The following is a 23,467-nucleotide window of genomic DNA, read 5'->3' as shown; positions in this document are numbered from 1 at the left end:
CGCATGCGCCGAAACCGGCCGGCTTGCAAGCGCCTGTCCGGCAAGCAGTCTTCGCCGTCTGGCCCCGCCCGGGACAGCCTGCTCGGGGCGGCGGAACCGTCGATTAATCCTGGGCCGTTAGCCTTAATGCTGTGCCGCGTTGCGTTTGAGGTACGCTGATGTCTATCCACAGCGCCGCGATATTGGCGGTCTGGTCTGTTCTGCTTGTGGTTATTGGGGCCTTAACGGCCCATGTCGCGCTCCCGAGCCGTCTCCGGCGGCCCATGGCGCAGCCGCTGCGCCTCGACCCGATGGATTACGAGAGCGACGGCCCGGTGATCGACCTGGAGGCGGCCTGATCAGGACCGGGTGCGGGCGCCTGACCCAGGCAGATCCGGGCGGCGTTCGGCCGTGATGCGCTCGGCCTCTGCCCGCCGCCAGCGGGCGATGGCCGCGTGATTGCCGCCGGAGAGCACATCGGGGATCGCGCGACCCTCCCAGTCGCGCGGCCGCGTGTAGTGCGGGTATTCGAGGAGACCGCCCTCGAAGCTCTCTTCGTCGCCCGACTCGCTCTTGCCCATCACGCCGGGCAGCAGCCGCACGCAGGCATCGAGCACCACCAGGGCGGCGATCTCGCCGCCGGAGAGCACGTAGTCGCCAATCGAGACCTCCTCCAGGCCGCGCCCGGCGATCACCCGCTCGTCGACCCCCTCGAAGCGTCCGCAGACGATCAGCGCCCCCGGACCTGCGGCGAGCGCCCGCACCCGCGCCTGGGTGAGCGGCCGTCCGCGCGGCGACATCAGCAGGCGCGGGCGCGGATCGTCCGTCCCGGTCGCGGCGTCGATGGCGGCGCCGAGCACGTCACAGCGCAGCACCATTCCAGCGCCACCGCCCGCCGGCGTGTCGTCCACGGAGCGATGGCGGCCGAGGCCGTGCTCGCGAATGTTGCGCGCCTCCAGGCTCCAGTCGCCCCGCGCCAGAGCGTCGCCCGAGAGCGACACGCCGAGCGGGCCCGGGAACATCTCCGGGTAGAGGGTCAGGATCGTGGCCCGCCAGGGCGTGTCCGCGCGCGTCATGGCGCTTGATGGCGCGCAGGGTGCGGCACGGTCAACGTCCGCGGCACCACCGAGGCGCTCCGCGTGTTGTCGGCCATGATCCGCACCTCGGCCCTCCGCTTGGCCCTCCTCTCCGTCGCCCTGACCGGGCCGGCGCTCGCCGCCGAGCCGCTGGCACCCGCGGGCGCTCCCGCGAGCGCCTTCCCCAAGCCCGACCGGCCCGTGGCCGAGATCGTCGCGCCGCGCTGGTCCTCGGAGGCAGAGCGCGACAAGGCCGGCGAGTTCGCCGAGGTCGCCAAGGGCATGGGCATCGCGCCCGGCGAAACCGTGGCCGATATCGGCGCCGGCAGCGGCTACTACGTGGTCCGCCTGAGCCCGCTTGTCGGTCCAGGCGGCCGGGTGCTGGCCGAGGACGTGACCCCGGATTACCTGGCAGCCTTGGAAAAGCGCGTGCGCGGGCTCGGCAACGTCACCGTGGTGCGGGGCGAGCCGCATGATCCGCGCCTGCCCCCGGAATCCGTGGACGCGGCGATCCTCGTGCACATGTACCACGAGATCACCCAGCCCTTCGGCCTGCTGTACAACCTCGCTCCGGCGATGCGTCCGGGCGGGCGCGTCGGCATCGTTGACGCGGACGACATTCCCTCCCGGCACGGCACCCCGCCGGCCCTCCTGCGCTGCGAGCTGGCCGCGGCCGGCTACCGGGAGACCGGCTTCCAGCCCTTGAAGGGCGGCGCCTATCTCGCCGTCTTCGCGGCACCCGCACCGGACGCGCGCCCGAAGCCGGACTCGATCCGCCCCTGCCGGGACGCCGCGACCGCGCGATAGTGTCTCTCCGGCGTCGCGCTGCAAACCCGGACCGACGAAAACGGCGCCGGCCTGCTCGGCCGGCGCCAGTCGGAGGTCACCACGAGACGGCGCGGGGGAGGGCCCCCGCGCCGGGACAGACCGGCCTCAGCCGGCGTTCTTGCTGAGCGAGACCGCGACGAACCGGGTCTGCCCCTTGCCGCTCTTCACCCGCATCAGCACGGCCTTGCGCCCGCTGGATTCCGCCGCCCGGATCTGCGCGGCCACGTCCGCCGGACGGGACACGCTCTGGCCGCCGACGTCGAGGATCACGTCGCCGGTCTCGATGCCCTTGGCGGCCGCCGGCCCGTCCGGATCGACCTGCACCACCGCGACGCCCTGGTCGGACAGGCCGACCTCGCCGGCCGGCGCGAGCTGGAGACCGAGCCGGGGCTGGCCGTTACCGGTATCGTCATCGCGACTCGCGACCTTGGTGCCGTCGGTCGGCATGGTGCCCAGCGTCACCGTGGCGACATCCGACTTGCCGCCGCGCAGGTAGCTGAGCTCGACCTTGGCGCCGGGCTTCATGCCGGCGATCTTGCGCGACAGCTCGCGGGCGCTGTCCACCGCGTCGCCGTTGACCTTCTCGATCACGTCGCCCGACTTGAGGCCGGCCTTCGCCGCCGGGGTTCCGCTCTCGGCGTGGTCGACCAGGGCGCCCTTGGCCTTGTCGAGGCCGAGACCCTCGGCGATGTCCTGCGTCACCGGCTGGATCTGGACGCCGAGATAGCCGCGGGCGACCTTGCCGTCGGTGCGGAGCTGCTCGACCACCGCCTGCACGGTCTCGGCCGGGATCGCGAAGGCGAGGCCGACGCTGCCGCCCGACGGAGACGCGATCGCGGTGTTCACGCCGACCACCTCGCCGTTGACGTTGAAGGTCGGGCCGCCGGAATTGCCCTTGTTGATCGGGGCGTCGATCTGCAGGAAGTCGTCGTAGGGGCCGGCGCCGATGTCGCGGCCGCGGGCCGAGACGATGCCGGCGGTGACGGTGCCGCCGAGGCCGAACGGGTTGCCGATCGCCACGACCCAGTCGCCGACCTGCGGCGCGGTCTTGCCGAACTGCACGTAGGGGAAGTTCGAGCCCTCGTTGATCTTCAGCAGCGCGACGTCGGTCTTCGAATCCTTGCCGATGACCTTCGCGTCGAGCGTCCGGCCGTCGTCCAGGGTCACCTGCACGGTCTTGGCATGGTCGACCACGTGGTTGTTGGTCACCACGTAGCCGTCGGCCGAGATGATGAAGCCGGAGCCGACCGCGCCGCGTGGGCCCTGGTGCTGCGGCTGCATCCCGCCTGGACCGTTCTGGCCGAAGCGCTTGAAGAACTCGCGCAGCTGCGGCGGCACGTTCTGGAGGTTGCGGCCCTGGCCCGGACCGTCATCGTCGTCGCTGCTCGCCGAATCGTCGAGCTTCACCTTCACCGAGACGACGCCCGGCTTCACCTTGTTGACGATGCCGGCGAAGGAGCCCGGCGGGTGCTCGGGGGCCTCGATCGGCGATTTCGGAAGGGCCTGCGCGTAGGCCGGGGTGGCGGACGGCAGGTAGCCGCTGCCGAGGGCGCCGCCGGCGATCAGAGCGGCGGCGGCCACGGAGGCGAGGGCGCGGCGCGAGGTGCGGCCGGAAGGACGGGTCTCGGTCATGGGGGTCTGAAACCTCTCGGGACTGATCGGGACGACGCCGGCTGGCGCGGCGGTCGATGGGATCTGTGTAGAGGGCGGCCCCTGACCCGGGCGTGGCGGTCACATTACGGTTTCGACAGGTGCGGAGGCGGCTCGCCACGACGCCGTGCGGCGCGGGAAACGCCCCTGGCTTGTGCCGCTTGTCACCGCGCTCCTCAGCGTCGATCCATAATTCCACCGCGTTCGGCAGCGGCCGATACTTTCGGATCCGCGGGATGCCAGCGTACAGCCGGAGGGATACAATCATGGGGACGCTGTTCGCGGCCGCCGTGTTCTTCGGATCGACTGTCGGAGCGATGGCTGTCGAGTCGTACACGGATTACCGCGACTCTTTCGACGGCACACCCGCCTTCGCGGTGCCGGTCGCGCGCAGCAATGCCAAGACGACCGACGGCGTCGATCCGCGCCGCCACGATGCGGGTCGTGACGCCCGGACGTCAGCCAACCTGAAGCCCGGGTACTGGAATCAGGCCGGCGGGTATGTTCCGCCGGACTACACCACGCATTCACGTGTTGCGTCACAGAATGACTTCCGGAGACCCAGCGCCATGTCGTCCGGCAGTTGGGGGGCGCCGAAGGCGTTCACCGGCGCCCTCGGCACCCGCCGGTAACGCTCAGTCCCCGCTCAGACGCGCCAGCGCCTCCTCGATCTTCACGAGCCGCGCCGCCTCGCTCTCCCGGCGCTCGCGGTTCTCCTCGATGATCTCCTCCGGTGCGCGGGCGACGAAGTCGGCGTTGCCGAGCTTGGCGTCGATCTTCTTGATCTCGCCCTCCGCCTTGCCCTGCTCCTTCTTCAGGCGCGCGACCTCGGCGGCGAGATCGACGACGCCTTCCAGCGGCAGGGCGGCGACGCTGCCGCGCACCAGAAGCTGAACCGAGTTCTTCGGCGGCGTGTCCGCGAAGGTGATCTCCGACAGGCGGGCGAGGCGCAGCAGCGTGTCGCGCCAGGCCTCGACCCGCGCCCGGATCTCCGGGGCGGCGCCGACCATCACGAGTGGGATCTGCGCGCCGGCCGGCACATTGGTCTCGGACCGGGCCGAGCGGATCTGGCTGACGAGATCGACCACGAAGCCGACCTCAGCCTCCGCGGCCGCATCGGCGAGGCCGCCGAGGTCCGGCCAGGACGACAGGGTCAGGAGGCCGCGCTCCGGCAGGGCGGCACCCTTGATCGCCCACAGCTCCTCGGTGAGGAACGGCATGAACGGGTGCAGGAGCTTGGCGACCTGATCGATCAGGAACGCCACGCTCGCCTGCGTCTCGACCCGGATCGCGGGATCGACATTCTCGCCCTGGAGCACGGGCTTGGCGAGTTCGAGGTACCAGTCGCAGAAGATGTTCCAGACGAAGCGGTACGCGGCGCCCGCCGCGTCGTTGAAGCGGAAGGCGTCCAGCGCCGCCGTCACCTCATCGACCGCGCGGGCGGCCTCGGTCAGCGCCCAGCGGTTGATCGCACCGGTGGCGGAGCGCGGGTCGAAGGCCGGATCCAGGCCGCAGCCGTTCAGCTCGGCGAAGCGGGCGGCGTTCCAGAGCTTGGTCGCGAAGTTGCGGTAGCTCTGGACCCGGTCGGTGGACAGCTTGATGTCGCGGCCCTGGACCGCCAGCGCGCAGAGGGTGAAGCGCAGGACGTCGGCGCCGACCTGATCGATCAGCTGCAGGGGATCGACGACGTTGCCCTTCGACTTCGACATCTTCGCGCCCGACGCATCCCGCACGAGGGTGTGCAGGTAGACCGTGTCGAACGGCGCCCGGTCGGTGAGGTGCAGGCCCATCATCATCATCCGGGCGACCCAGAAGAACAGGATGTCCTTGCCGGTCACCAGGGTGTTGGTCGGGTAGAAGCGCGTCAGCTCCGGGGTCGAATCCGGCCAGCCGAGCGTCGAGAACGGCCAGAGGGCCGACGAGAACCACGTGTCGAGGACGTCCTCGTCGCGGGTCAGCGCCACGGATCGGCCGTGCTTGGCCGCGGCCGCGGCCAGCGCCTCGGCCTCGCTCTCGGCGACGAAGATGCCGCCCTCTTCGTCGTACCAGACCGGGATCTGGTGGCCCCACCAGAGCTGGCGCGAGACGCACCAGGGCTCGATGTTGGTGAGCCACTGGAAGAACGTCTTCTCGTAATTCTCGGGGACGAACTTGGTCTGTCCGTCGCGCACCGCCTGCAGAGCGCGTTCGGCCAGCGGCTTGACGTTCACGTACCATTGGTCGGTCAGGTACGGCTCGATGACGACGCCCGAGCGGTCGCCGTGCGGGACCGCATGGGTGTTCGGCTCGATCATGCGGAGGCGCTCGCGCGCCTCCATCAGGGCGACGACCTCCTTGCGCGCCTGCGCCCGGTCGAGGCCGTGGAGCGCCAGGGCCTCCGGCTCGGGCGAGGTCCCGTCGAGGAAGGCCGCGTTGCCGTCGAGCAGCATCCGGCCCTCGGGATCGAGCACGTTGATCAGGCCGAGCCCGTGGCGCCGCCCGACCTCGAAGTCGTTGAAGTCGTGGGCCGGGGTGATCTTGACCGCGCCGGTGCCCTTCTCGGGATCGGAATACTCATCGGCGACGATCGGGATCAGACGGCCGACCAGGGGTAGGCGCACGCGCTTGCCGACGAGCGCCCGGTAGCGCTCGTCCTCGGGATGGACCGCGATGCCGGTATCGCCCAGCATCGTCTCGGGGCGGGTCGTCGCCACCGTGATGATCTCGCCGGTCTCACGGCCGGCCTCGTCCACGACCGGGTAGTCGAAGTGCCAGAGATGGCCCTTGGTCTCGATCTGCTGGACCTCCAGGTCCGAGATCGCGGTCTGGAATTTCGGGTCCCAGTTCACCAGCCGCTTGTCGCGGTAGATCAGGCCCTGCCGGTGCAGGTCGACGAAGGTCTTGACCACGGCCCGGCTCAGGCCCTCGTCCATGGTGAAGCGTTCCCGCGACCAGTCGCAGGAGGCACCGAGACGCTTGAGCTGGTTGACGATGGCGCCGCCGGATTCCGCCTTCCAGGCCCAGACCTTCTCGACGAAGGCCGCGCGGCCGATCTCGCGGCGGCCGGGCTCCCGGGCCTCGGCCATGCGCCGCTCGACCACCATCTGCGTCGCGATCCCGGCGTGATCGGTCCCGGGCTGCCACAGCACGTCCTTGCCGCGCATGCGCTCGAAGCGGCAGAGCACGTCCTGCAGGGTGTTGTTGAGGGCATGGCCCATGTGCAGCGAGCCCGTCACGTTCGGCGGCGGGATCACGATGCAGTACGGCGGGGCTCCGGCGCGCTCGGGCCGGCCGGCGCGGAAGGCGTCCGCCTCGACCCAGGCTGCGGAGATCCGCGCCTCGACGGAGGCGGGCTCGAAGGTCTTGTCCATCATCGCGGGTACGGGCGGGCGCTTGTCCAAACGGGGTTGGACCCGCTTTCGACCGTCACGCCGCTCCCGTCAACACGCGGCCCGGCCGCCCCTGGGCTCGGCGACGCGTGTGGCATCGAGGATGTGTCGCGCTCCCGACGACGAGCCCGTCGTTCCGGGACTGCGCAGCAGGGCCCGGAACCCAGACCCTCATCGGGTGCCCGTGCTTGGCGCCTCGGCGGCTCTCGATCCCGGGCTCCCCCATGCGGACCCGGGATGACGGTGGGGAGGCGATTTCGGTCGGCCGATCGGCTCAGGTGCTAGCCGATCCCGCCCCGCAATCGCGGTGTGAGACTCAGCGACCGCGCGAGACCCGCTCGATCTCGGCCCGCACGAGACGCTCGACCACGGCCGGCAGGTTGTCGTCGAGCCAGGATTTCAGCATCGGCCGGAGCATCTCCTTGACGAGATCCTCCAGCGTCCGGGCGTTCTGCGTCAGCACCGTGTGGGCCAGCAGGTTGAACGCGCCGCTGACGCTGGCGTCGGTGGCCGGCGAGACGAGGGCCTCGGGCTCCGGCTCCGGCCGTGCCGCCTGGAACACCGGCTGCGGCGGCGGCGGGGGTGCCGGGGGCTCCGGGATCGGCTCCGGCTCCGGGGCCACCGGCTCGTCGAAATCGATCTCGTCGAAATCGATCATCGCCGGTTCGGGCTCCGGCGCGACGGCGCGCGGACGGACGACCGGTTCAGCGACCTCCGCGAGATCGAGTACGTCGTCGGGCTCGGGCGCCGGGGCGACCTCGGCCGGCTTGGTCGCCTGATCGTCGGCGATGATCCTCCGGATCGACGCCAGGATCTCTTCCATCGAAGGCTCGTGCGCCTTGTCGGCAGCCTTGTCCTGGAAATTCGTGTCCGGGATCTTGGGGCTTGCTGCACTCATCGGCAGGCGCACTCGGGCATGGGAGACTGGAAAGCGGCCCGAACGGGCCGGTGTTCAATCAGTATTCCATGCCATTTCGTTGCGGCAAGCGCGCCAGCACCACACTCCCCGTGGAAAAGACCTCAGCGCCCATCCGGCGTGCGCAGGCCGAACCACAGATCCTTGACCTGATCGTAGTGGACCTTGGCGCTGTAGTACTCGACCGGCAGGGCGGTGAACCGGGCCGTGAGCTGTCCGATCGCCTGAACCACCCCGTAGGAGAAGATCACGCGATCGCGCTGGGCGACGATCAGGTTCACGCGCGAGGTGAGGAGCTCCTGCTGCGCGTTGAGCACGTCGAGGGTCGTCCGCTGGCCGACGCGTGCTTCCTCGCGCACGCCGTTCAGCGCCACCTCGTTGGCCTGGACCTGGGCCTGCGCCGCGATGACCTGCGCCTTCGCGGCCTCGAGCCGGCCCCAGAAATCGACGATCTGCGCCCGGACCTGGTCGCGCGCCTGGTCGACCTGAATGCGGTTCTGGCCGACCGTCTCCTTGGCCTGGCGGATCGAGGCGTAGACCTGGCCGCCCTCGTAGATCGGGATATTCACCCGCCCGCCCACGAATCCGATGAAGAAGCTCTGGTTCGGGCCGCTCTGATCGTAGCTCTGGGTCAGCGAGCCCTGCAGGCTGACGCTCGGCGCGAGCTGCCCCTCCAGCACCTTGACCTGTGCCTCGGCCGCATCGACGGCGTGGATCGCCGACACGATCTGCGGATGATCACGCAGGCCGATGGCGATGGCCGCGTCCAGACTTGGCGGGACGAACCTGTCGAGCGGCCGGCCCGGTGCCAGCTGGCGCGGCTCCACACCGATGTTCTGCCGATAGATGCCGATGCTGGTGCGCAGGGCTGATTCGGCGGCGCTGACCTGCGAGCGCGCGCCGGCGAGGCGGGCCTCCGCCTGCGCGACGTCGGTCCGCGTGACTTCGCCCACGTTGAACCGGTCGCGGGTCTGGCGAAGCTGCTCTTCCAGAACCTCGACGTTGTTCCGATTGAGCTCCAGCGTGGCCGTGTTGCTCAGCACGTTCATGTAGGACTGAACGGCGTTGTAGAGGACCGTCAGCTCCGTGAAGCGCAGGATCTCGCGCTGGCTGTAGACGGTCGACTCGGCGCGCCGCGTCTGGTTGTCGGTCTGGAAGCCGTTGAACAGAGTCTGCGAGACGGTCAGGCCCGCGCTGGCCGGGAGATAGGTCTGACCGACCGTCCGCCGCGACGTGATGGTCTGGGCGACCGCCTCGGTCGAGGCAGTCGATCCGATCGACTGACCGGGCTGACTGGCTGCATTCGACGTCGCGCCGGAGGTCAGGCCCGCACCGGCACCGCCGGCGCCGACCCCCGTGCTGGTCCCCAGCCCGGAGCCGAGCCCGGTCGTGGTGCCGAGGGTGGAGCCAGCCCCGGCCGTGCCCCCCAGAAGCGATCCGGCGCTGGACGTCCCCGCTGCCGTTGCCGCGGCCGTCGCCGAGCCGCCGGCCGAGGAGACGGCGCTGGCGCTGGTGGTCTGCAGGTACTGAACGCCGATCGAGGCGCCGACATTGACCTGCGGCCGGTAGCCGGACTGCGCGATCGCGACGTTCTCGTCGATCGCGCGCACGCCGGCACGGCTCGCGTTGAGGCTCGGGTTGCCCTGATAGGCCTTCGCGAGTGCGCTCTCCAACGTCTCGGCGGTGGCCGGAGCCGTTGCCAAGATCGCGAGCCCGGACGCCACCATTCCGACCCCGCGGAATGGTGGGCGACTCGCTGGCGGACGTCGTTTCACGATGAACAAGCCCTTCCGGCCTCTTCCGATCCGGATGTCTGCGACGAAAACAGCCAAGGTATGGCGTTCCGTTGGGATCCGATTAAGCCCACCCCACCGTCACGCTTAACGCAAATCGAGCGTCTTGGCTCGCGTCGGCTGCCCCATGGCCTCGGAAAGTGTGCGGTTGGGGCATTAAGGTGACAGGTCCCCGACGGGGCGCCACGCCGCCCTTTTGCGGCAGCGAGCGACCCCACGAAAACGCCTTTTCGGTGGCGACGCGCGGCGTCACAGGCTGCGCCGTGCGATGGCGGACGGGGTTGGCGCGCATTCGGATGCGCCACGCTCCGGCACCCGCACGAATCCGCAAGCGGCATCGATGCGCGGCTCAATAGCGATCCTCGGCGGGCACCCCGGCGCCCGGCTCGGCCTCGGGAGCTTCGCTCGGGCGCGCAGATTCGCGCGCCGGGCGGGGTCTCGCCGCCCGCGCCGGCGTCGGGGGCACCTTCGGCTTCGCGATCGTCCCGGGCGGTCCCATCTTTCCGGGCGGTCCCGGCGGTCCCGGCGGTCCGTGCGGCCCTGGCGGCCCTTGCGGCCCTTGCGGGCCGCGGGCACCGGGCGCGCCTGCCGGACCCGCCGGGCCGATCTCGCCCGCCGGTCCGGGATCGCCGGACGGACCCGCCGGACCGACCGCGCCGACCGGGCCGGGGGCGCCTGCCGGACCCGCCGGACCCGCCGGACCGATCCCCCCGGCAGGGCCCGCCGGTCCGGGATCGCCGCGCGCACCCTCGGCCCCGGGCGGTCCGGGAGGACCCATGGCGCCCGGCTCGCCTTTGGGGCCGGCCTCTCCTCGCTCCCCGCGCGGCCCCGCCGGGCCGACGAGGCCGGCCGCCTGCGGCCCCATCTGGCCACAGCCGGCGACGACGACGCCGCGGGACTGCCGCGGGGTGCGCAGCGTCGCGATGCAAGTGGCCGGATGGTAGACGATTCGGAACTCGAAGTAGCCGCGGCTGTCTGTTCGCTGCGGAAACCCGTCGTCCAGAGTAATCTCTGTGTCGGGATCGTCGGCATACCCGATGATCCAGAGGTCCCCACCGGTAATCTTCGCGGCTTCGATGCGCATCTCGGCCTGCGCTGGGACAGGACAGGCGGCCGATGCGATCATCAGGGAATAAAGGGCGCGGCGCGTGCGCAAGGCGCGCATGACGAGTCCTGCAATCGGTCCGGCAGTCGCACTACCGTCGGGCTTGATTAAGCAGTCCCTTGCGGACGAAATGCAATGTGAAAAAAGCGCATCTCGCGGCTTATAGATACATATTCGATATTCGGCTGGGCGATTAGCCCTATTCATGATGCGAACACATCGAGGGTGTATGCCGCACGCCCGAGGCGCGGATGGCAACGCCGCCGCGATGCCGACGGACGGGACAGGCGGCCAACCCGGCCCTCGGCCTGGTCCCGATCAGCCTCGGCGCGATCGGGCGGCGTTCAGGCCGCCTCTGTCTGTGCGATGAGCAGCGTGTTCTCCAGGGCGTGCACCGGCATCGGTCGGCCGAGGTGATAGCCCTGGAGGAACGGGCAACCCATCGCCTGCAGGATGTGCAGCTCCTCGGCCGATTCGACGCCCTCGGCGACGACCTCGAGCCCGAGCAGCCGGCCGAGGCCGAGCACGGCGAGCACCAGGCCGTGCTTGTCCTCGCAGGTCCCGAGCCCGGTGACGAAGCTCCGGTCGATCTTGATCCGGTCGGCCCGGAGCTGGCGCAGGGACGAGAGCGACGAGTAGCCGATGCCGAAATCGTCCAGGGCCACCCGGATACCGGCCCGTGACAGGGCCTGCAGCTTGCCCTGGACCGCCCCGATATCGAGCGCCGTCTCCTCGGTAATCTCGATCTCCAGCATGGCGGGCGGCAGGTCGAGCAGGCTCAGCCGGCCGATGACGATCTCGTCCACCGGAACCTGCGCCATCTCCCGGGGTGAGACGTTCATCGCCACGCGGACGGTGCCCAGTCCCCGGCTGCGCAGGATCTGCATCATCGCGCAGACCTGCTCGAGGATGGCGCGGAGCAGCGATTCGGTCAGGCCGACCGACGCGGCCGCGGCGATCAGGTCCGGCGGCGCGATCCAGCCGAGCCGGGGATGCTGCCAGCGCACCAGGGCTTCCAACCCCACGAGCGTACGAGCGTCCAGGGCGTAGATCGGCTGGAACCACACCTCCAGGGCGTTCTCGGCCAGCGCCTGAGAGAGGTCGCGCTCCAAGTCGCGTCGCATCTGCAGGCGGTCGCGCAAGCCGGCATCGAAGGTGCGGAACTGGCTCTGACCGGACGCCTTCGCGGCATACAGCGCCTCGTCGGCGCAGCTCAGCATCTCCGTCAGGCTCGGCTCGGGTCCGGCATGGATGCCGATGCTGACCCCGAGCCGGCCCGCATCGAAGCCGGCAAACGGCAGGCCGACCGCCGCGATGAGGCGCTCCGCCAGCACGTCGTGGGACGTCCCGGACGCGGCGTGATCGTACAGCACCGCGAACTCGTCGCCGCCGAGGCGGGCGGCGAGGGCTGTTTCCGGCGCTGCGGCGCGCAACCGACGGGCGACCTCGATCAGCACATGGTCGCCGGACTTGTGCCCGTAGACGTCGTTGACGAACTTGAAGCCGTCGAGGTCGAGCAGCAGCAGGCTCTGCGCGCCGGCCGCGAGCCGGTCTTCCGCCTGCTGGATGAAGCCCGCCCGGTTCAGCAGGCCGGTGAGGTCGTCGTGGGTGGCGCGCCAGCGCATCTCATCGACGAGGGCGCTCGCGCTCGCATGGGCCTCGGCGCGCGAGCGCGCCAGCGCGGTGGCCTCGTTCTTGAGCCGGCTCGCCGCGCGGAACCCGGCCTCGCTGCGGAAGGCGGTGTGGGTCAGGGCGAGGAAATACAGCAGCACGCAGGCCGCCAGGCAGGTCCGGTCGAACCCCCCGGCGAGAAGGAGGCAGCCGGTCACCGACAGCAGCGGGAGCAGGATGAAGCTGACCGGGATGCGGGCGAAAGCCGTCCCGTGGGTCACGGCCCCGGCCGTGACGCCGCAGGTCACGCCGAGATAGAACAGCGCCTGCGCGGAGGTGTAGCCCTCGCAGAGCAGGGGCTGGCAGGCCCAGACCGAGCCGGACAGGAACGCCGCGGCGATGTTGGCGCGCAGATGCCGATCGATCGAGTGCGCGGCCGCCTCGGTCATCCGTGGCGGCATGTCGGCCGTCAGGGACAAACCGAGGCAGGGCGCACGGCAGAGCGCGATGCGTAGCAGGTTGACCCCGGTCGAGGCCGCATACCAGAGGGCTCCGGCAGAGCCGTGATCGCTTCGGTACGCGACCAGCAGGCTCGCCAGCCCGAGCAGCATGTTGACGGGGATCGCCGTCAGGACGCTGCCGCGCATGGCTTCGAGCTGGTCCCGACGGATCAGCACGTCGCGCATCCATCCCGCAGGTCCGACGCCCTCGCCGGGGCCGGATGTCTCCGGACCGGATCTCTTCTGGTCCTGAACGATCATCGCACGTCCACTGAGAGGCGCGTGAGGATCGCCAGGGAATCGTAAGATATCGTTGAAGATCGGCCGAGAAACAGAGATCTTCCTGATCTGCACCGGTCTTGCGGTTGATTGAGGCGTCAGGCCGCAAGCCATTTCAGTCCGGCTGCCGAACACCATATCGATCCACGGGCCATTTCTGGCTCCCGGACCCGTCATGGCACTGACCCGCGATCTCCTCGACATCCGGACGATCTACCACGAGCCCGCGGTCGATGCGTTTCCCGTCGGGCAGCAGATCCTCGCGCGCTATCCCGCGGCGGAGCGCATCGTGGTGCCGTCCCACTGGAACATCCCGGACCTGCACGGCAATGCCGGGTCCGTGGAGGATTGGGTTCGCATCAAGCGCTCGACGCTCGTGCTCGGCGTGAAGAAGAGCCTGACGATGCGCCCGAACGGACGCAGCGCCCATTTCATCGCGCCCTCCACCTCCAACGGCTGCGCCATGGCCTGCGCGTATTGCTACGTGCCGCGCCGCAAGGGCTTCTCGAACCCGATCTCCCTGTTCGTGAACGTCGAGCAGGCCTGCGCGGCGATCACCCGGCATGCCAAGCGGCAGGGTCCCCTGCCTGAGCCCGACGCGATCGATCCGGAGTACTGGGTCTACGACATCGGCGAGAACGGCGACCTCTCGGTCGACGCCGCCGTCAGCAGCGGCGTGCGCAGCATGGTCGAGCTGTTCCGCGCCCTGCCGAACGCGAAAGCCTCGTTCGCCACCAAGGCGGTGAATCGCGAGCTTCTGGACTACGATCCGCAAGGCAAGACGCGGATCCGCTTCTCGCTCATGCCGGCGAAGATCGCCAAGATCGTCGACGTGCGCACCGCCCCCATCCCGGAGCGGATCGCCGCCATCGATGACTTCGTCGCCGCCGGCTACGAGGTCCATGCCAATTTCTCGCCCGTGATCCTTTACGAGGGCTGGGAGGCCGACTGGCGGGCGCTGTTCGCCGAGATCGACGCAACGCTGTCGGACGCCGCCAAGGCGCAGCTCAAATGCGAGATCATCATGCTGACCCACAACGCGGATCTACACGCCGTGAACCTGGGCTGGCATCCCCGCGCCGAGGATCTGCTCTGGCGGCCGGATATCCAGGAGCCGAAGGTCTCCGAGGGCGGCGGCACGAACCTGCGCTACCGGGCCGGCTGGAAGGGCCAATGGCTCGCCCGGTTCAAGGCCCTGCTCGCCGAGACCATGCCGTACTGCACGGTGCGCTACGCGTTCTGAACTCCGGGGCCGCGCGCGGCGTTGGAGCGCCGGCGAAGGAGTTCGGATCCATGTCCACGCACGAGGCCTATATCCGCGAGGCGGTGGCGCTCGCCGAGTCGAATGTCGCGGCCGGGGGCTCACCCTACGGGGCGGTGATCGTGCGCGACGGTGCCGTGCTCGTGCGCGCGGCCAACACCGTGCACGCGACCAACGACCCGAGCGCCCATGCCGAGATGGTGGCGTTGCGCGAGGCGAGCCAGATCCTGGGCCGTCGCGACCTGTCCGATTGCGTGATGTACGCGAGCGGCCGCCCGTGCCCGATGTGCCATGCCGCGATGCGGCTCGCCGGCTTCAAGCAGGGCTATTTCGCCTTCTCGGCCGAGGAGGCCGAGCAATACGGAGCCGGCAGCGCCACGATCTACGCCGAACTGTGCCAGCCCCTCGATGCGCAGCCGATGCGGCTGAGCCAGATCCGACCGGCCGGCGACGCGCCCTATGCCGCGTGGCGGGCGCGCCGGGAAACCTGACGCGTCAGTGCGTCCAGGGCGCCGTGCGGTTGAATTTGAAGTTGTCGGAGTAGGACAGGCCCTTGCGCAGGGCCGGCTTTGCCGGCTGCTCGACCCGGTAGGCGATGCCCTCGCGCTTCGCGTAGGCCACGGCCTCCTCCTCGGTGTCGAACTCCAGCCGCACCTGCTGCATCATGTCGGAGGACCCGTTCCAACCCATGAGCGGGTCGATCTCGCGCGGGCTGGTCCGGTCGAACTCCAGGATCCACTGCTTGGTCCGGGCGAGGCCCGACTGCGTGGCATCCCGAGATGGACGGAAGATCCGGGCGCTCGGCATCTGACGCGACATGCTCCTGAACGAATGGTCGGGGCGATAGGATTCGAACCTACGACCCCCTGGTCCCAAACCAGGTGCGCTACCAGACTGCGCCACACCCCGACACCCCGGCGAGGGGTTCAGATCCCTAGCGTCTCGGCCGCCGGCCCGCAAGGCGGCCAAGACGGTCCGGCGCGTCAACCGGGCCGCCGCTCCGGAGGTGGAGGCCACGCCGCGACCCGATCGAGCAGACCCGGCCCTTGATTGCCGGGCAGACGCCGAACGCCCTCGAGTCCCGGCCGCACGTCCCAGCGGGCCAGCGCCATGCCGATCACGATGAGCGCGACGCCGATGAGGAAGAGCCAGCCGGCCACCCCGCGCCGCAGCGCCGCGCCGGTCGGCGGGACGCCTGCGGCATCGCGCCATCCCGTCCACCGGGCGCGGCGCTGCGCCCGGGCGGTCCGCCCCTCGACGACCGTCGCGGCCGGCTCCGGCACGGTCCTACGCCTTGTCCGCCTGGGACAGGCCGGGATCGGTCCCGATGCCCCGGTAGGAGAAGCCCTTCGCGCGGACATCCTGAGAGCGGTAGATGTTGCGCAGATCGACCATGACCGGCGCGTTCATGATCCGGGCGAGGCGACCGAGATCCAGCGCTCGGAAGGCGTTCCACTCGGTGACGATGACCAGGGCGTCGGCGCCCTCGGCGCAGGCATACGCATCCTCGGCGTAGGTTACCTCCGGCATCAGCGTGCGGGCGTGGGCCATGCCTTCCGGATCGTAGGCCACGATCCGCGCGCCGGCATCCTGCAGCCCGGCCACGATCGCCAGCGAGGGCGCGTCGCGCATGTCGTCGGTGTCGGGCTTGAACGTCAGCCCGAGCAGCGCCACCGTCTTGCCCCGCACCGAGCCGCCGCAGGCCTTGATCACCTTGCGGGCCATGGCGCGCTTCCTCTGGTCGTTGACCGCCACCACGGTCTCGACCAGCCGCAGCGGCGTGCCGGCATCCTGGGCGGTCTTGACCAGCGCCAGCGTGTCCTTGGGAAAGCACGAGCCGCCGTAGCCCGGCCCGGCATGCAGGAACTTCGGGCCGATGCGCTTGTCGAGGCCGATGCCGCGCGCGACCTGCTGGACGTCGGCGCCGACCGCCTCGCACAGGTCGGCGACCTCGTTGATGAAGGTGATCTTGGCGGCCAGGAACGCGTTGGCGGCGTACTTGGTCAGCTCGGCGGTGCGCCGGTCGGTGACCAGGATCGGCGCCTGGTTGAGGTAGAGCGGCCGGTAGACCTCGCGCATCACCGCCTCGGCGCGGGCGTCCTGGGTGCCGACCACGATCCGGTCGGGCCGCTTGAAGTCGGCAATCGCCGCGCCCTCGCGCAGGAACTCGGGGTTGGACGCCACCGAGACCTCCGCGGCCGGGTTGGCCTCCCTGATGATCCGCTCGACCTCGTCGCCCGTGCCCACCGGAACCGTCGACTTGGTGCAGACCACCGTATAGCCGCGCAGCGCCGGGGCGATTTCCCGGGCGACCGCGTGGACGAAGCTCAGGTCGGCGAAGCCGTCGCCGCGCCGCGACGGCGTGCCCACCGCGATGAACACCGCATCGGCGTCGGAGGCCGCGGCGGCCAGGTCGGTGGTGAAGATCAGCCGCTCCTGCCGCACGTTCTCGGCGACCAGCGCGTCGAGGCCCGGCTCGTAGATCGGCATGCGGCCAGCCTTGAGCGCGGCGATCTTGTCGGCATCCTTGTCGACGCAGACGACGCTATGGCCGAAATCCGCAAAGCACGCGCCGGAGACGAGCCCGACATAGCCTGAGCCGACGATCGTGATCTTCATCTGGATCTCCTTGGTTGAAACCGGGTCTGGGCGACGGGTTGGCGGCGCGGCGTCTTGATCCGATCAGGCGGGCAAGGCGACGAGCGCGCGACGGGATACCGGCCGGGTGTGCGCCTGGGCCCGCGCCGCGATCCCCGGCATGAGGTCGGGCAGGAGCGCGACGAGCATGATCAGCGTGAACATTTCGACGCCCGACCCTTCGGACCACATGTAGGCCGCGATCGGGACCAGGATGATGAGCATGCAGCGCGGGTAGGTGGTCTGCCCGTTCAGGCGGTACAGGGTGATACTGTCCATCGCCGTCAGGTAGAGTGTTCTCAGCATCGGTATCAGCATAAATGTCATGCCGAAGATGCCGTGCTCGGCCAGTACTCTCCAGAATTCGTTGTGCGCCACACCGGTGAGGAACTTCGGATAGTTCGAGAAATGGCTTCGCGCATAATTCACAGTCGATTCCATCCCGGAGCCGAAGATCGGATTGTCGTGGAACAGCTGGGTCGCGACCTGGATGCCGAGCTTCCGCTGGGCATCGCTCAGGGAGGCGGGGATCCCGCCCTGGAGGATGTAGAGCGGATCGTTGCGCGGATCCGAGCCCGCGAAGATGCTCTCGATGCGGCGGAAGACGTAGCCGTCGAGGACGATATCGCCGGCGATGACGACGACGAGGCCGGCGACGACCGCCAGCGCGAAGCCGCGCAGGCTGTTCAGGTCGAGGTAGACGGCCAGGCTGATCAGGAAGAAGGCCGGAAGCGCCTTGCGCTCGCCCGACATCAGGATGAGCACGCACAGGAGCGCCCAGATCGCGGCCGTGAGCGCGTTGCGCGGGAGAACCTTGAGCACGATCCCGACGCCGACGCAGGCCGGCAGGAAGATGAACAGTGACTTCGGGTCCCCGAGCCGCTTCCAATCGGTCAGATAGCCGTTCGCCACGTGCCACACGACGTTGACGGCGACGATGCAGGCCATGACGGCGAGGGCGAGGACGTAGTGCCGGCGCGTGAGCGCGGCGGGGTTCACGTTCAGCAGCACGACCCCGAACGACACGAGGATCATGACCTGGATCGCCCGGCGCAGGCCATAGAGGAAGTCGTTCTCCAGGCAGCTCGGCACCGTGCAGACAAGATAGAAGACGATCATCAGGAGCAGGCCCGTGCTGATCTTGAAGTCCGCCAGGCTCTTGCTCGCGAGGCAGGGCACCGTGATCAGCATGATCAGGATGTCGAACGGCTTCAGGCTGCCCAGCGGCGTGTTGGCCGTGAGCCCGCTGAAAAGCCCGGCGAGCGCCAGCACGAGACCGGCCGCCACGGCGCGCTCCGTCAGGGACGGTGCCGTCACCGGGCGGCTCCGCTGCCGGCGCCGCGCTCGCCCGCCGGCTTGCGGTCCGGGCTCGCCCGGACGGGCGACCGGCCCGGTTCGTTGACGGCCACGGTGGCGCCGCGCGTGCCGTCCCTTTGGTCGACGACCGCCGCGGGCTGATCGGCCTGCGAAGTCGGCTTGTCATTGGAGAAGTTCGTCTGAGGGGGAAGGGGCGGGACCAGCTCGGCTTCCAGCGTCACCTCCAGCACATCGCCGGGCAGGAGTTCGGTATCGTCCCGGGCCGGGCGGCGCACCCGCCCCGTCGCACTGCGCCGCGAGATCTTGAGATCGGGCTCCCCGCCCTTGCCGCGGACGAGCTGCGACTTGACGAGGCCGGTATAGACCAGCTTGTCCCCGACGGCCTCCAGCTTGTTGCGCAGAGCCGCGATCTTGGAGACCGCGTTCTGGAGATCCTGGGTCAGTTCGATCTGGCGCTTGTCGGACGTCCGCTGGAGGTTGCGCCGGGCGTCCTCGCGGTCCTTCTTCACCTGCTCGATCTGGTTTTGCGTCTGGAGTGAGCGCGTGGAGGAGAGCAGCATGGAGCGCCGTGCATCGGTCAGCCGGGTGATCGGCACCGCTCCGCGCTGGAACAGCTCGCGGATCCGCTCGTAATCCGAGGCGTCGAGGTCCGCTCCCTCCTTCTCGTTCTTCTGCTGCTCCGTCAGGACCGCGAGGTTGTTGTCGGACTGCGCGATGGCGCGCTCGAAGAAGTCGCGCTCCTTCTGGTAGTCGGCGTTGCGGGCCTTCATCTGGTCCGCCTCGAGGCGGATGATCTGCTGCACGGCTGCGGGACGCAGCGGGGTGCCGCGGACGTCGAAACTGCCCAGATCGGCCTGCCCCTTCAACTCGGCCTCCAGGCGCGCGATGCGGCTCTGCTCGCGCACCAGATCCATCCAGAGCGTGTCGTAGTCGCTCTTCATGTCGGCGGTATCGAGGAACGGATTGCTGAGCCGGAACCGCATGATGTCGTAGCCGCCGGCCAGGGTGATGGCCTGGCCCACCAGGATGCCCGGGCGGAACGGAATCTCGCCGGGACGCGCCACGTCGCCGCTGATGTAGATCGGGCGATACTCCGCGATCGTGACAGTCACATCGTCAGGCTCAATCGTCTGCACCGTGTCCCGTCCGTCGAGCGTGCGCTGCTTGAGCACCTTCCGCGACAGCGCCGTGCAGATCTGCCCGCGCAGCTCCTGCAGGGTCAGGCCAGCCGCCGGGACTGATCCCGCCAGATTGAGCTGGATGTCGCCGTCGAGCCCGACCACCACGCGTTGTTTCAGGTCGGCCGTGCCGACGACGTTGATCTCCAGAACGTCACCGGGCTCCATCCGGTGGGCCGCCGCGTTGACGCCCGGCCGCGTCGGCGCGACCGCGGGGTCGGCCGCGCTCTGCCCGGAAACCAACAGGGTCGCGAGCACAACCATCAGGCCGAGCCGTCTCGCACTGCGCTGTCGCATGCTTGCTGTCCTCGTCTGGAGTGCGGCGTCCGCCGCGATGTGTCCGGGCATCGTCGCTCTCATCGACCGGCCGGCGTGTCGGACGTGCGGGCGCGGATCGGCACGGCCTCGCCGACCTGCGGCGCGGACAGCCGCCGCAGGTCCGGGGCGCCCTGCGGAAACAGCAGGCGCCGCAGCCGGGGGAAGCCGGCCAGGAGGCGGGCCATCGCGAAGGCGAGCGCCAGGGTGAGCGCGAACAGCACCAGCCCCATGCCGATATCGCCGGCGGCAATCCCGAGCTTCCGGCTCACGGCGAGCAGCCCGATGTAGATCGGCTGGTGGAACAGGTAGATCTCGAGGGAGTGCCGGCCGAGATCCGAGAAGATGACCTGCATCGCCGCGAGCCCGCACAGGGTCAGGCCCGAGAACAGGACGATCAGCTGCGCGGCATCCGCCGCGAGCAGCCGGACCGGTTCGGCGATCGAGGGGACTTCCAGCTTGCCCAGCGAGAACAGCGGCGCCGAGGGCGACGCGCCGAAGACGGCTCCGGCATGGCGGTAGAGCACGGCGAGGAGGATCGCGACGAGCAGCGCCGGCCCGACCTGCCGGAGGGGTATGCGGAACCCGCCGCTCTGAAGCGCGTGCGCGACGAGACCGGGAAAGAGCATATAGGCGACGATCGGCCAGCCGAGCGGCGTGACCTGGAGCCAGGCCTGGGGCAGCAGCCCGACGCACAGGTGCGCGGCGAACGCCAGGACAAGCAGCAGGCGCAGGGACGGCATCGCCGCGGCGCCGAGAAGCTTCAGGGCGAAGCGCAAGCCGATCAGGGCCGGCAGGAACCAGAGGATCTGCAGGCCGGTGACCTGCTCGAACGCCGGCGCGCTCATCGCCAAGGCGGCGTAGGGGACGGCGAGGACGGCCTCGCCCGGGCTTCGGCCGCTGAAGAGGGCGAACAGGCCCGCGTAGAGGGTGCAGAAGACCACCATCGGCCAGCCGTAGCGGACCAGGCCGTCGGCCCAGCCGAGGCGGCTCCATTCGCTCCGCGGCCGGAGGAACGGCAGCAGCAGGAACATCGCCACGTGAACCAGGTAGAGGCCGCCCCGCGCCTCGCCGGCGACGGCCTCGAAGGTATGGTTGTGCCCGGCCACGATGAGCGCGATGAAAAGACCCTTGAAGGCGTCGAGCCGCGCTGCATCGGACGACCGGTCGCCGTATGGGCTGGCCGCCGGACGCTGTGAGACGGGCGACGGGGTCATGAGGCCTCGCCGCCGTGCCGGGTGGAACTGGCCTGCGCGGGCGGGGCCTGTCCGGCACCGCCGCGCTGCTCGCGACGCCGCGGCGCCGACCGGCCGTGGCGCAGCGAGGCGAGCATCCGCGGGATCGCGTTGCGCCATGTCGGGACGGCCTGGGCCGCAAGCTCAGCCTGGGAAGGCTGCAGGTAGGTGCCGTATCGGCTGCCGCGATTCGCGTCGATCTGCTTGAGGAAGCGGGGGTCGATGCGGTTGAGGACGACACCCAGGAGCTTGTCGCGGATGACGCGATTCGCGGCGAGTTCGGTGCGGATCACGTCCTGTGTCGTCTGCCCCCATTCCGCGACGAGGACGAACCGATCGATCAGCCGGTTGGCCGCGCGCACGTCGACCACCGGCACGAGCGGCGGAAGGTCGATCAGGACGTAGTCGAACGCCTCGCGCGTCCAGGACAGCACCTGCGCCAGGCCCGAGGCCGGGATCAGCTCGGCCATGTGCCGGCCGCCCTCGTAGGCGCCGACCGGAAGGAAATGCATCCCCGTGTCGGGGCACTGCCAGAGCACGTCCGAGACGGGCACCTCGCCGCGGAGCACCTCGACCAGGGCCGGGGCGCCGGCCTCGCTGACCCCGAGGGTGAGCGCACGGCGGCGCAGATCGCCGTCGATCAGCAGGACGCGATGTCCGCCATGGGCGATCAGCCGCGCGAGGTTGAGCGCGATCGTGCTCTTGCCCTCGCCGGGGAGCGTGGAGGTAATGCCGATGATCTGTGCCTGGTCGCCGGATTCCACGTCGATCGCGACACGGATCGAGCGCAGCGTCTCGGTGAACAGCGAGGTCGGCTCGATCACCGAGTAGCGCTCGATCAGCGTGGTGCAGCGGATCTGGCGCTCGCCCGTGCAGGTGACCGCCGGCAGGGGCAGGGTCTTCCCGGCCGGGATTTCGGTCAGCAGGCCGAGGCACTCGGCCCCGGTGGCGGCCTCGATCTGATCCGGACGGCGGACCACCCGGTCCGTGGCCTCCCGCAGGAAGGCGACGCCAAGACCGGCCATCAGGCCGAGCACGCCGGACACGGCCAGGACGATCATGGTCCGCGGCTCGGATTTGCCGGAGGGGGGAAAGGCGGCCGTGATGATCCGGGCGTCCGTGGTCGGCAGCAGCGCCTGCTGGCTGGCCTCCATGAACTTCGTCAGCATGCTGTCGTAGAGGCCCTTGTAGCTCTGGGCCGAGCTCTCTAGCTCCCGCAACCCCACCGCCTTGAGGTCCGTGTCGGCCGACACCTTGAGCATGTGGCCGAGATTGGTCTGGATCGCCTCCTCGCGCGCCTTCGCCACCTCGAACTCGCCGCGATAGACCTCGGCGAGCCGCCGGAGCTCGTCCTCGAAGGCGCGCTGGGCCTGCTTGAGCGACGTGCGCAGGCTCTCGGACGCGGAATTGTCGCGGCCGAAGCGCCGGGACCAATCCTGCTCGCGCGCCGTCAGGTCGACGATCTGCTGGCGCAGGCGGCCGAGGACATCGCTCTTCAGGCTGTCGATCGTCGTGGCGTCGGGCATCCCGTCCTTGAGCGCCCGTTGCGCCCATTCGAGCCGCACATGCGTCTCGGCGGTCAGACCGCGCGCGGTGGTGAGCTGCGTGCTGAGTTCGGCGAGCTGCTGATCGCTGATCAGGCTGCGCCCGATCGTGACCAGATTGTTGTCCGCCTTGAACGACTGGACCGCCCGGTCCGCCGCGAAGGTCTGCTCGCGCAGTTCCGAGATGCGATCCTGGAGCCAGACGGTGGCTCGCCGCGTCGTCTCGCGCTTGGCGTCGAGCTCGCCCGCGATGTAGCCGGCCGCCACGCCGTTGGCGATGCGCGCCGCGAGCTGCGGCGTCCGCGCGGAGAAGCTGATCTCGATGACGTAGGTGATGCCGAGGCGGTTGATCTTCAGGTTGTTCCCGAAGCGGCTCAGGGCTTCGCGGACGCGATCCTCCGGGGTGGGAGTCGAATCCTTGCCGAGCAGGCGCGCGAGTCGCGCCGTGATCATGCTGCCGAGACCCGAGGATTTCGGCATGAAGTCGGGATCGTCGAGGAGCTTGAGATCGCGGATCACCGATCGCGCCAAGTTCTCGGAGCGGATCACCTCGACTTGGCTCTCCACCGAGGCGGCGTCGAAAGTGTCGCTTGAGACGACCGATTGCTGCGGCGAGAACAGCTGCGCCCGCCGCGTGTCGATGAGCATCCGCGCGGTGGATTGGTAGACCGGCGCGGCAAGCAAGGCGTAGGCGGCACCGGCGCCCGTGCAGACGATGATGGCCAGCGCGAGAACTCGCCAGTGTCGCCGAAGAATCCGGGACAGTTCGAGCAGGTTGAACTGCCGGGCTGAGAGTTCAACCGGCTCTACGTGCATAGCCATCAGGATTCTCTGGGCACGCTTGCTCGTGGAACACCGCTTTAAGGAGCGGGGCG

19 protein-coding genes and 1 tRNA gene are annotated in these 23,467 nt (G+C 69.7%); 5 read left to right on the top strand and 15 right to left on the bottom strand.

Annotated elements, in window-relative coordinates; all coding sequences use genetic code 11:
- The first annotated feature begins 158 nt into the window (after positions 1-158).
- Complete coding sequence (locus tag ABIE45_RS29765) at positions 159-338, top strand: hypothetical protein (RefSeq protein WP_192707907.1); 180 nt, start codon at positions 159-161, stop codon at positions 336-338.
- On the opposite strand, the gene trmD is transcribed toward ABIE45_RS29765, so the two are convergent.
- Entirely contained in the window at positions 339-1,055 is a 717-nt protein-coding gene (trmD, locus tag ABIE45_RS29760; RefSeq protein WP_192707908.1) for a tRNA (guanosine(37)-N1)-methyltransferase TrmD, read from the bottom strand.
- Positions 1,056-1,130: 75 nt separating this feature from the next.
- Between trmD and ABIE45_RS29755 the strand changes: the two genes are divergently transcribed.
- Entirely contained in the window at positions 1,131-1,862 is a 732-nt protein-coding gene (locus ABIE45_RS29755) for a methyltransferase domain-containing protein (protein ID WP_192708116.1), read from the top strand.
- 126 nt (positions 1,863-1,988) lie between these two features.
- Here the strand turns inward: ABIE45_RS29755 and ABIE45_RS29750 are convergent, their stop codons facing one another.
- Entirely contained in the window at positions 1,989-3,515 is a 1,527-nt protein-coding gene (locus ABIE45_RS29750) for a Do family serine endopeptidase (protein WP_192707909.1), read from the bottom strand.
- A 284-nt stretch (positions 3,516-3,799) separates the two neighbouring features.
- Here ABIE45_RS29750 and ABIE45_RS29745 point away from each other — a divergent pair, with 284 nt between their 5' ends.
- Complete coding sequence (locus ABIE45_RS29745) at positions 3,800-4,165, top strand: hypothetical protein (protein ID WP_192707910.1); 366 nt, start codon at positions 3,800-3,802, stop codon at positions 4,163-4,165.
- Positions 4,166-4,168: 3 nt separating this feature from the next.
- Here the strand turns inward: ABIE45_RS29745 and ABIE45_RS29740 are convergent, their stop codons facing one another.
- The 5 genes from ABIE45_RS29740 to ABIE45_RS29720 form a co-directional block, all read right to left on the bottom strand.
- Complete coding sequence (locus ABIE45_RS29740) at positions 4,169-6,886, bottom strand: valine--tRNA ligase (protein WP_192707911.1); 2,718 nt, start codon at positions 6,884-6,886, stop codon at positions 4,169-4,171.
- A gap of 331 nt (positions 6,887-7,217) precedes the next feature.
- Entirely contained in the window at positions 7,218-7,799 is a 582-nt protein-coding gene (locus ABIE45_RS29735; protein ID WP_373622805.1) for a PopZ family protein, read from the bottom strand.
- 122 nt (positions 7,800-7,921) lie between these two features.
- Positions 7,922-9,544, bottom strand: coding sequence for a TolC family outer membrane protein (locus ABIE45_RS29730; protein WP_192707912.1), 1,623 nt, complete (start codon positions 9,542-9,544; stop codon positions 7,922-7,924).
- Between the two features lie 415 nt (positions 9,545-9,959).
- Complete coding sequence (locus ABIE45_RS29725) at positions 9,960-10,694, bottom strand: collagen-like protein (RefSeq protein WP_373622804.1); 735 nt, start codon at positions 10,692-10,694, stop codon at positions 9,960-9,962.
- Between the two features lie 365 nt (positions 10,695-11,059).
- Complete coding sequence (locus tag ABIE45_RS29720; protein ID WP_373622907.1) at positions 11,060-13,012, bottom strand: putative bifunctional diguanylate cyclase/phosphodiesterase; 1,953 nt, start codon at positions 13,010-13,012, stop codon at positions 11,060-11,062.
- A 268-nt stretch (positions 13,013-13,280) separates the two neighbouring features.
- Here ABIE45_RS29720 and ABIE45_RS29715 point away from each other — a divergent pair, with 268 nt between their 5' ends.
- Positions 13,281-14,348: a spore photoproduct lyase family protein gene (locus ABIE45_RS29715; RefSeq protein ID WP_192707914.1), complete on the top strand. Its 1,068-nt coding sequence runs from the start codon at positions 13,281-13,283 to the stop codon at positions 14,346-14,348.
- Positions 14,349-14,398: 50 nt separating this feature from the next.
- Positions 14,399-14,857, top strand: coding sequence for a nucleoside deaminase (locus ABIE45_RS29710; protein WP_192707915.1), 459 nt, complete (start codon positions 14,399-14,401; stop codon positions 14,855-14,857).
- A 4-nt stretch (positions 14,858-14,861) separates the two neighbouring features.
- On the opposite strand, the gene ABIE45_RS29705 is transcribed toward ABIE45_RS29710, so the two are convergent.
- The 8 genes from ABIE45_RS29705 to ABIE45_RS29670 all read right to left on the bottom strand — a co-directional run bounded on the left by ABIE45_RS29705 (position 14,862) and on the right by ABIE45_RS29670 (position 23,414).
- The gene (locus ABIE45_RS29705; RefSeq protein ID WP_192707916.1) at positions 14,862-15,185 is read right to left on the bottom strand and encodes an ETC complex I subunit; all 324 of its coding nucleotides are present in this window, start codon (positions 15,183-15,185) and stop codon (positions 14,862-14,864) included.
- Between the two features lie 13 nt (positions 15,186-15,198).
- Positions 15,199-15,275 (bottom strand) — tRNA-Pro (locus ABIE45_RS29700).
- A 74-nt stretch (positions 15,276-15,349) separates the two neighbouring features.
- The gene (locus ABIE45_RS29695; RefSeq protein WP_192707917.1) at positions 15,350-15,649 is read right to left on the bottom strand and encodes a hypothetical protein; all 300 of its coding nucleotides are present in this window, start codon (positions 15,647-15,649) and stop codon (positions 15,350-15,352) included.
- Positions 15,650-15,653: 4 nt separating this feature from the next.
- Complete coding sequence (locus ABIE45_RS29690; protein WP_192707918.1) at positions 15,654-16,985, bottom strand: UDP-glucose/GDP-mannose dehydrogenase family protein; 1,332 nt, start codon at positions 16,983-16,985, stop codon at positions 15,654-15,656.
- Between the two features lie 63 nt (positions 16,986-17,048).
- Positions 17,049-18,320 carry an O-antigen ligase family protein gene (locus tag ABIE45_RS29685; protein ID WP_192707919.1) on the bottom strand — a complete coding sequence of 424 codons (1,272 nt, stop codon included), beginning with the start codon at positions 18,318-18,320 and terminating at the stop codon, positions 17,049-17,051.
- Positions 18,317-19,795: a polysaccharide biosynthesis/export family protein gene (locus tag ABIE45_RS29680; protein WP_192707920.1), complete on the bottom strand. Its 1,479-nt coding sequence runs from the start codon at positions 19,793-19,795 to the stop codon at positions 18,317-18,319. The genes ABIE45_RS29685 and ABIE45_RS29680 overlap by 4 nt, the downstream gene beginning before the upstream one ends.
- A gap of 59 nt (positions 19,796-19,854) precedes the next feature.
- Positions 19,855-21,030 (bottom strand): acyltransferase, encoded by a 1,176-nt coding sequence (locus tag ABIE45_RS29675; RefSeq protein WP_192707921.1) that lies wholly within the window; start codon positions 21,028-21,030, stop codon positions 19,855-19,857.
- The gene (locus ABIE45_RS29670) at positions 21,027-23,414 is read right to left on the bottom strand and encodes a Wzz/FepE/Etk N-terminal domain-containing protein (RefSeq protein ID WP_192707922.1); all 2,388 of its coding nucleotides are present in this window, start codon (positions 23,412-23,414) and stop codon (positions 21,027-21,029) included. Before ABIE45_RS29670 ends, ABIE45_RS29675 begins: the two co-directional genes overlap by 4 nt.
- Positions 23,415-23,467 lie beyond the last annotated feature (53 nt).

The organism is Methylobacterium sp. OAE515 (genome assembly GCF_041806315.1).
Classification (GTDB): domain Bacteria; phylum Pseudomonadota; class Alphaproteobacteria; order Rhizobiales; family Beijerinckiaceae; genus Methylobacterium; species Methylobacterium tardum.
Note: the sequence above shows the minus strand (reverse complement) of the source record. Positions and strands in the feature narration are given on the sequence as shown.

Coding starts and splice junctions, on each gene's coding strand:
- ABIE45_RS29680 (WP_192707920.1), bottom strand. CDS start 19,795: ATGCGACAGCGCAGTGCGAGACGGCTCGGCCTGATGGTTGTGCTCGCG.
- ABIE45_RS29715 (WP_192707914.1), top strand. CDS start 13,281: ATGGCACTGACCCGCGATCTCCTCGACATCCGGACGATCTACCACGAG.
- ABIE45_RS29750 (WP_192707909.1), bottom strand. CDS start 3,515: ATGACCGAGACCCGTCCTTCCGGCCGCACCTCGCGCCGCGCCCTCGCC.
- ABIE45_RS29690 (WP_192707918.1), bottom strand. CDS start 16,985: ATGAAGATCACGATCGTCGGCTCAGGCTATGTCGGGCTCGTCTCCGGC.
- trmD (WP_192707908.1), bottom strand. CDS start 1,055: ATGACGCGCGCGGACACGCCCTGGCGGGCCACGATCCTGACCCTCTAC.
- ABIE45_RS29675 (WP_192707921.1), bottom strand. CDS start 21,030: ATGACCCCGTCGCCCGTCTCACAGCGTCCGGCGGCCAGCCCATACGGC.
- ABIE45_RS29710 (WP_192707915.1), top strand. CDS start 14,399: ATGTCCACGCACGAGGCCTATATCCGCGAGGCGGTGGCGCTCGCCGAG.
- ABIE45_RS29725 (WP_373622804.1), bottom strand. CDS start 10,694: ATGCGCATCGAAGCCGCGAAGATTACCGGTGGGGACCTCTGGATCATC.
- ABIE45_RS29740 (WP_192707911.1), bottom strand. CDS start 6,886: ATGATGGACAAGACCTTCGAGCCCGCCTCCGTCGAGGCGCGGATCTCC.
- ABIE45_RS29730 (WP_192707912.1), bottom strand. CDS start 9,544: ATGGTGGCGTCCGGGCTCGCGATCTTGGCAACGGCTCCGGCCACCGCC.
- ABIE45_RS29765 (WP_192707907.1), top strand. CDS start 159: ATGTCTATCCACAGCGCCGCGATATTGGCGGTCTGGTCTGTTCTGCTT.
- ABIE45_RS29735 (WP_373622805.1), bottom strand. CDS start 7,799: ATGAGTGCAGCAAGCCCCAAGATCCCGGACACGAATTTCCAGGACAAG.
- ABIE45_RS29720 (WP_373622907.1), bottom strand. CDS start 13,012: ATGCGCGACGTGCTGATCCGTCGGGACCAGCTCGAAGCCATGCGCGGC.
- ABIE45_RS29670 (WP_192707922.1), bottom strand. CDS start 23,414: ATGGCTATGCACGTAGAGCCGGTTGAACTCTCAGCCCGGCAGTTCAAC.
- ABIE45_RS29745 (WP_192707910.1), top strand. CDS start 3,800: ATGGGGACGCTGTTCGCGGCCGCCGTGTTCTTCGGATCGACTGTCGGA.
- ABIE45_RS29705 (WP_192707916.1), bottom strand. CDS start 15,185: ATGTCGCGTCAGATGCCGAGCGCCCGGATCTTCCGTCCATCTCGGGAT.
- ABIE45_RS29755 (WP_192708116.1), top strand. CDS start 1,131: ATGATCCGCACCTCGGCCCTCCGCTTGGCCCTCCTCTCCGTCGCCCTG.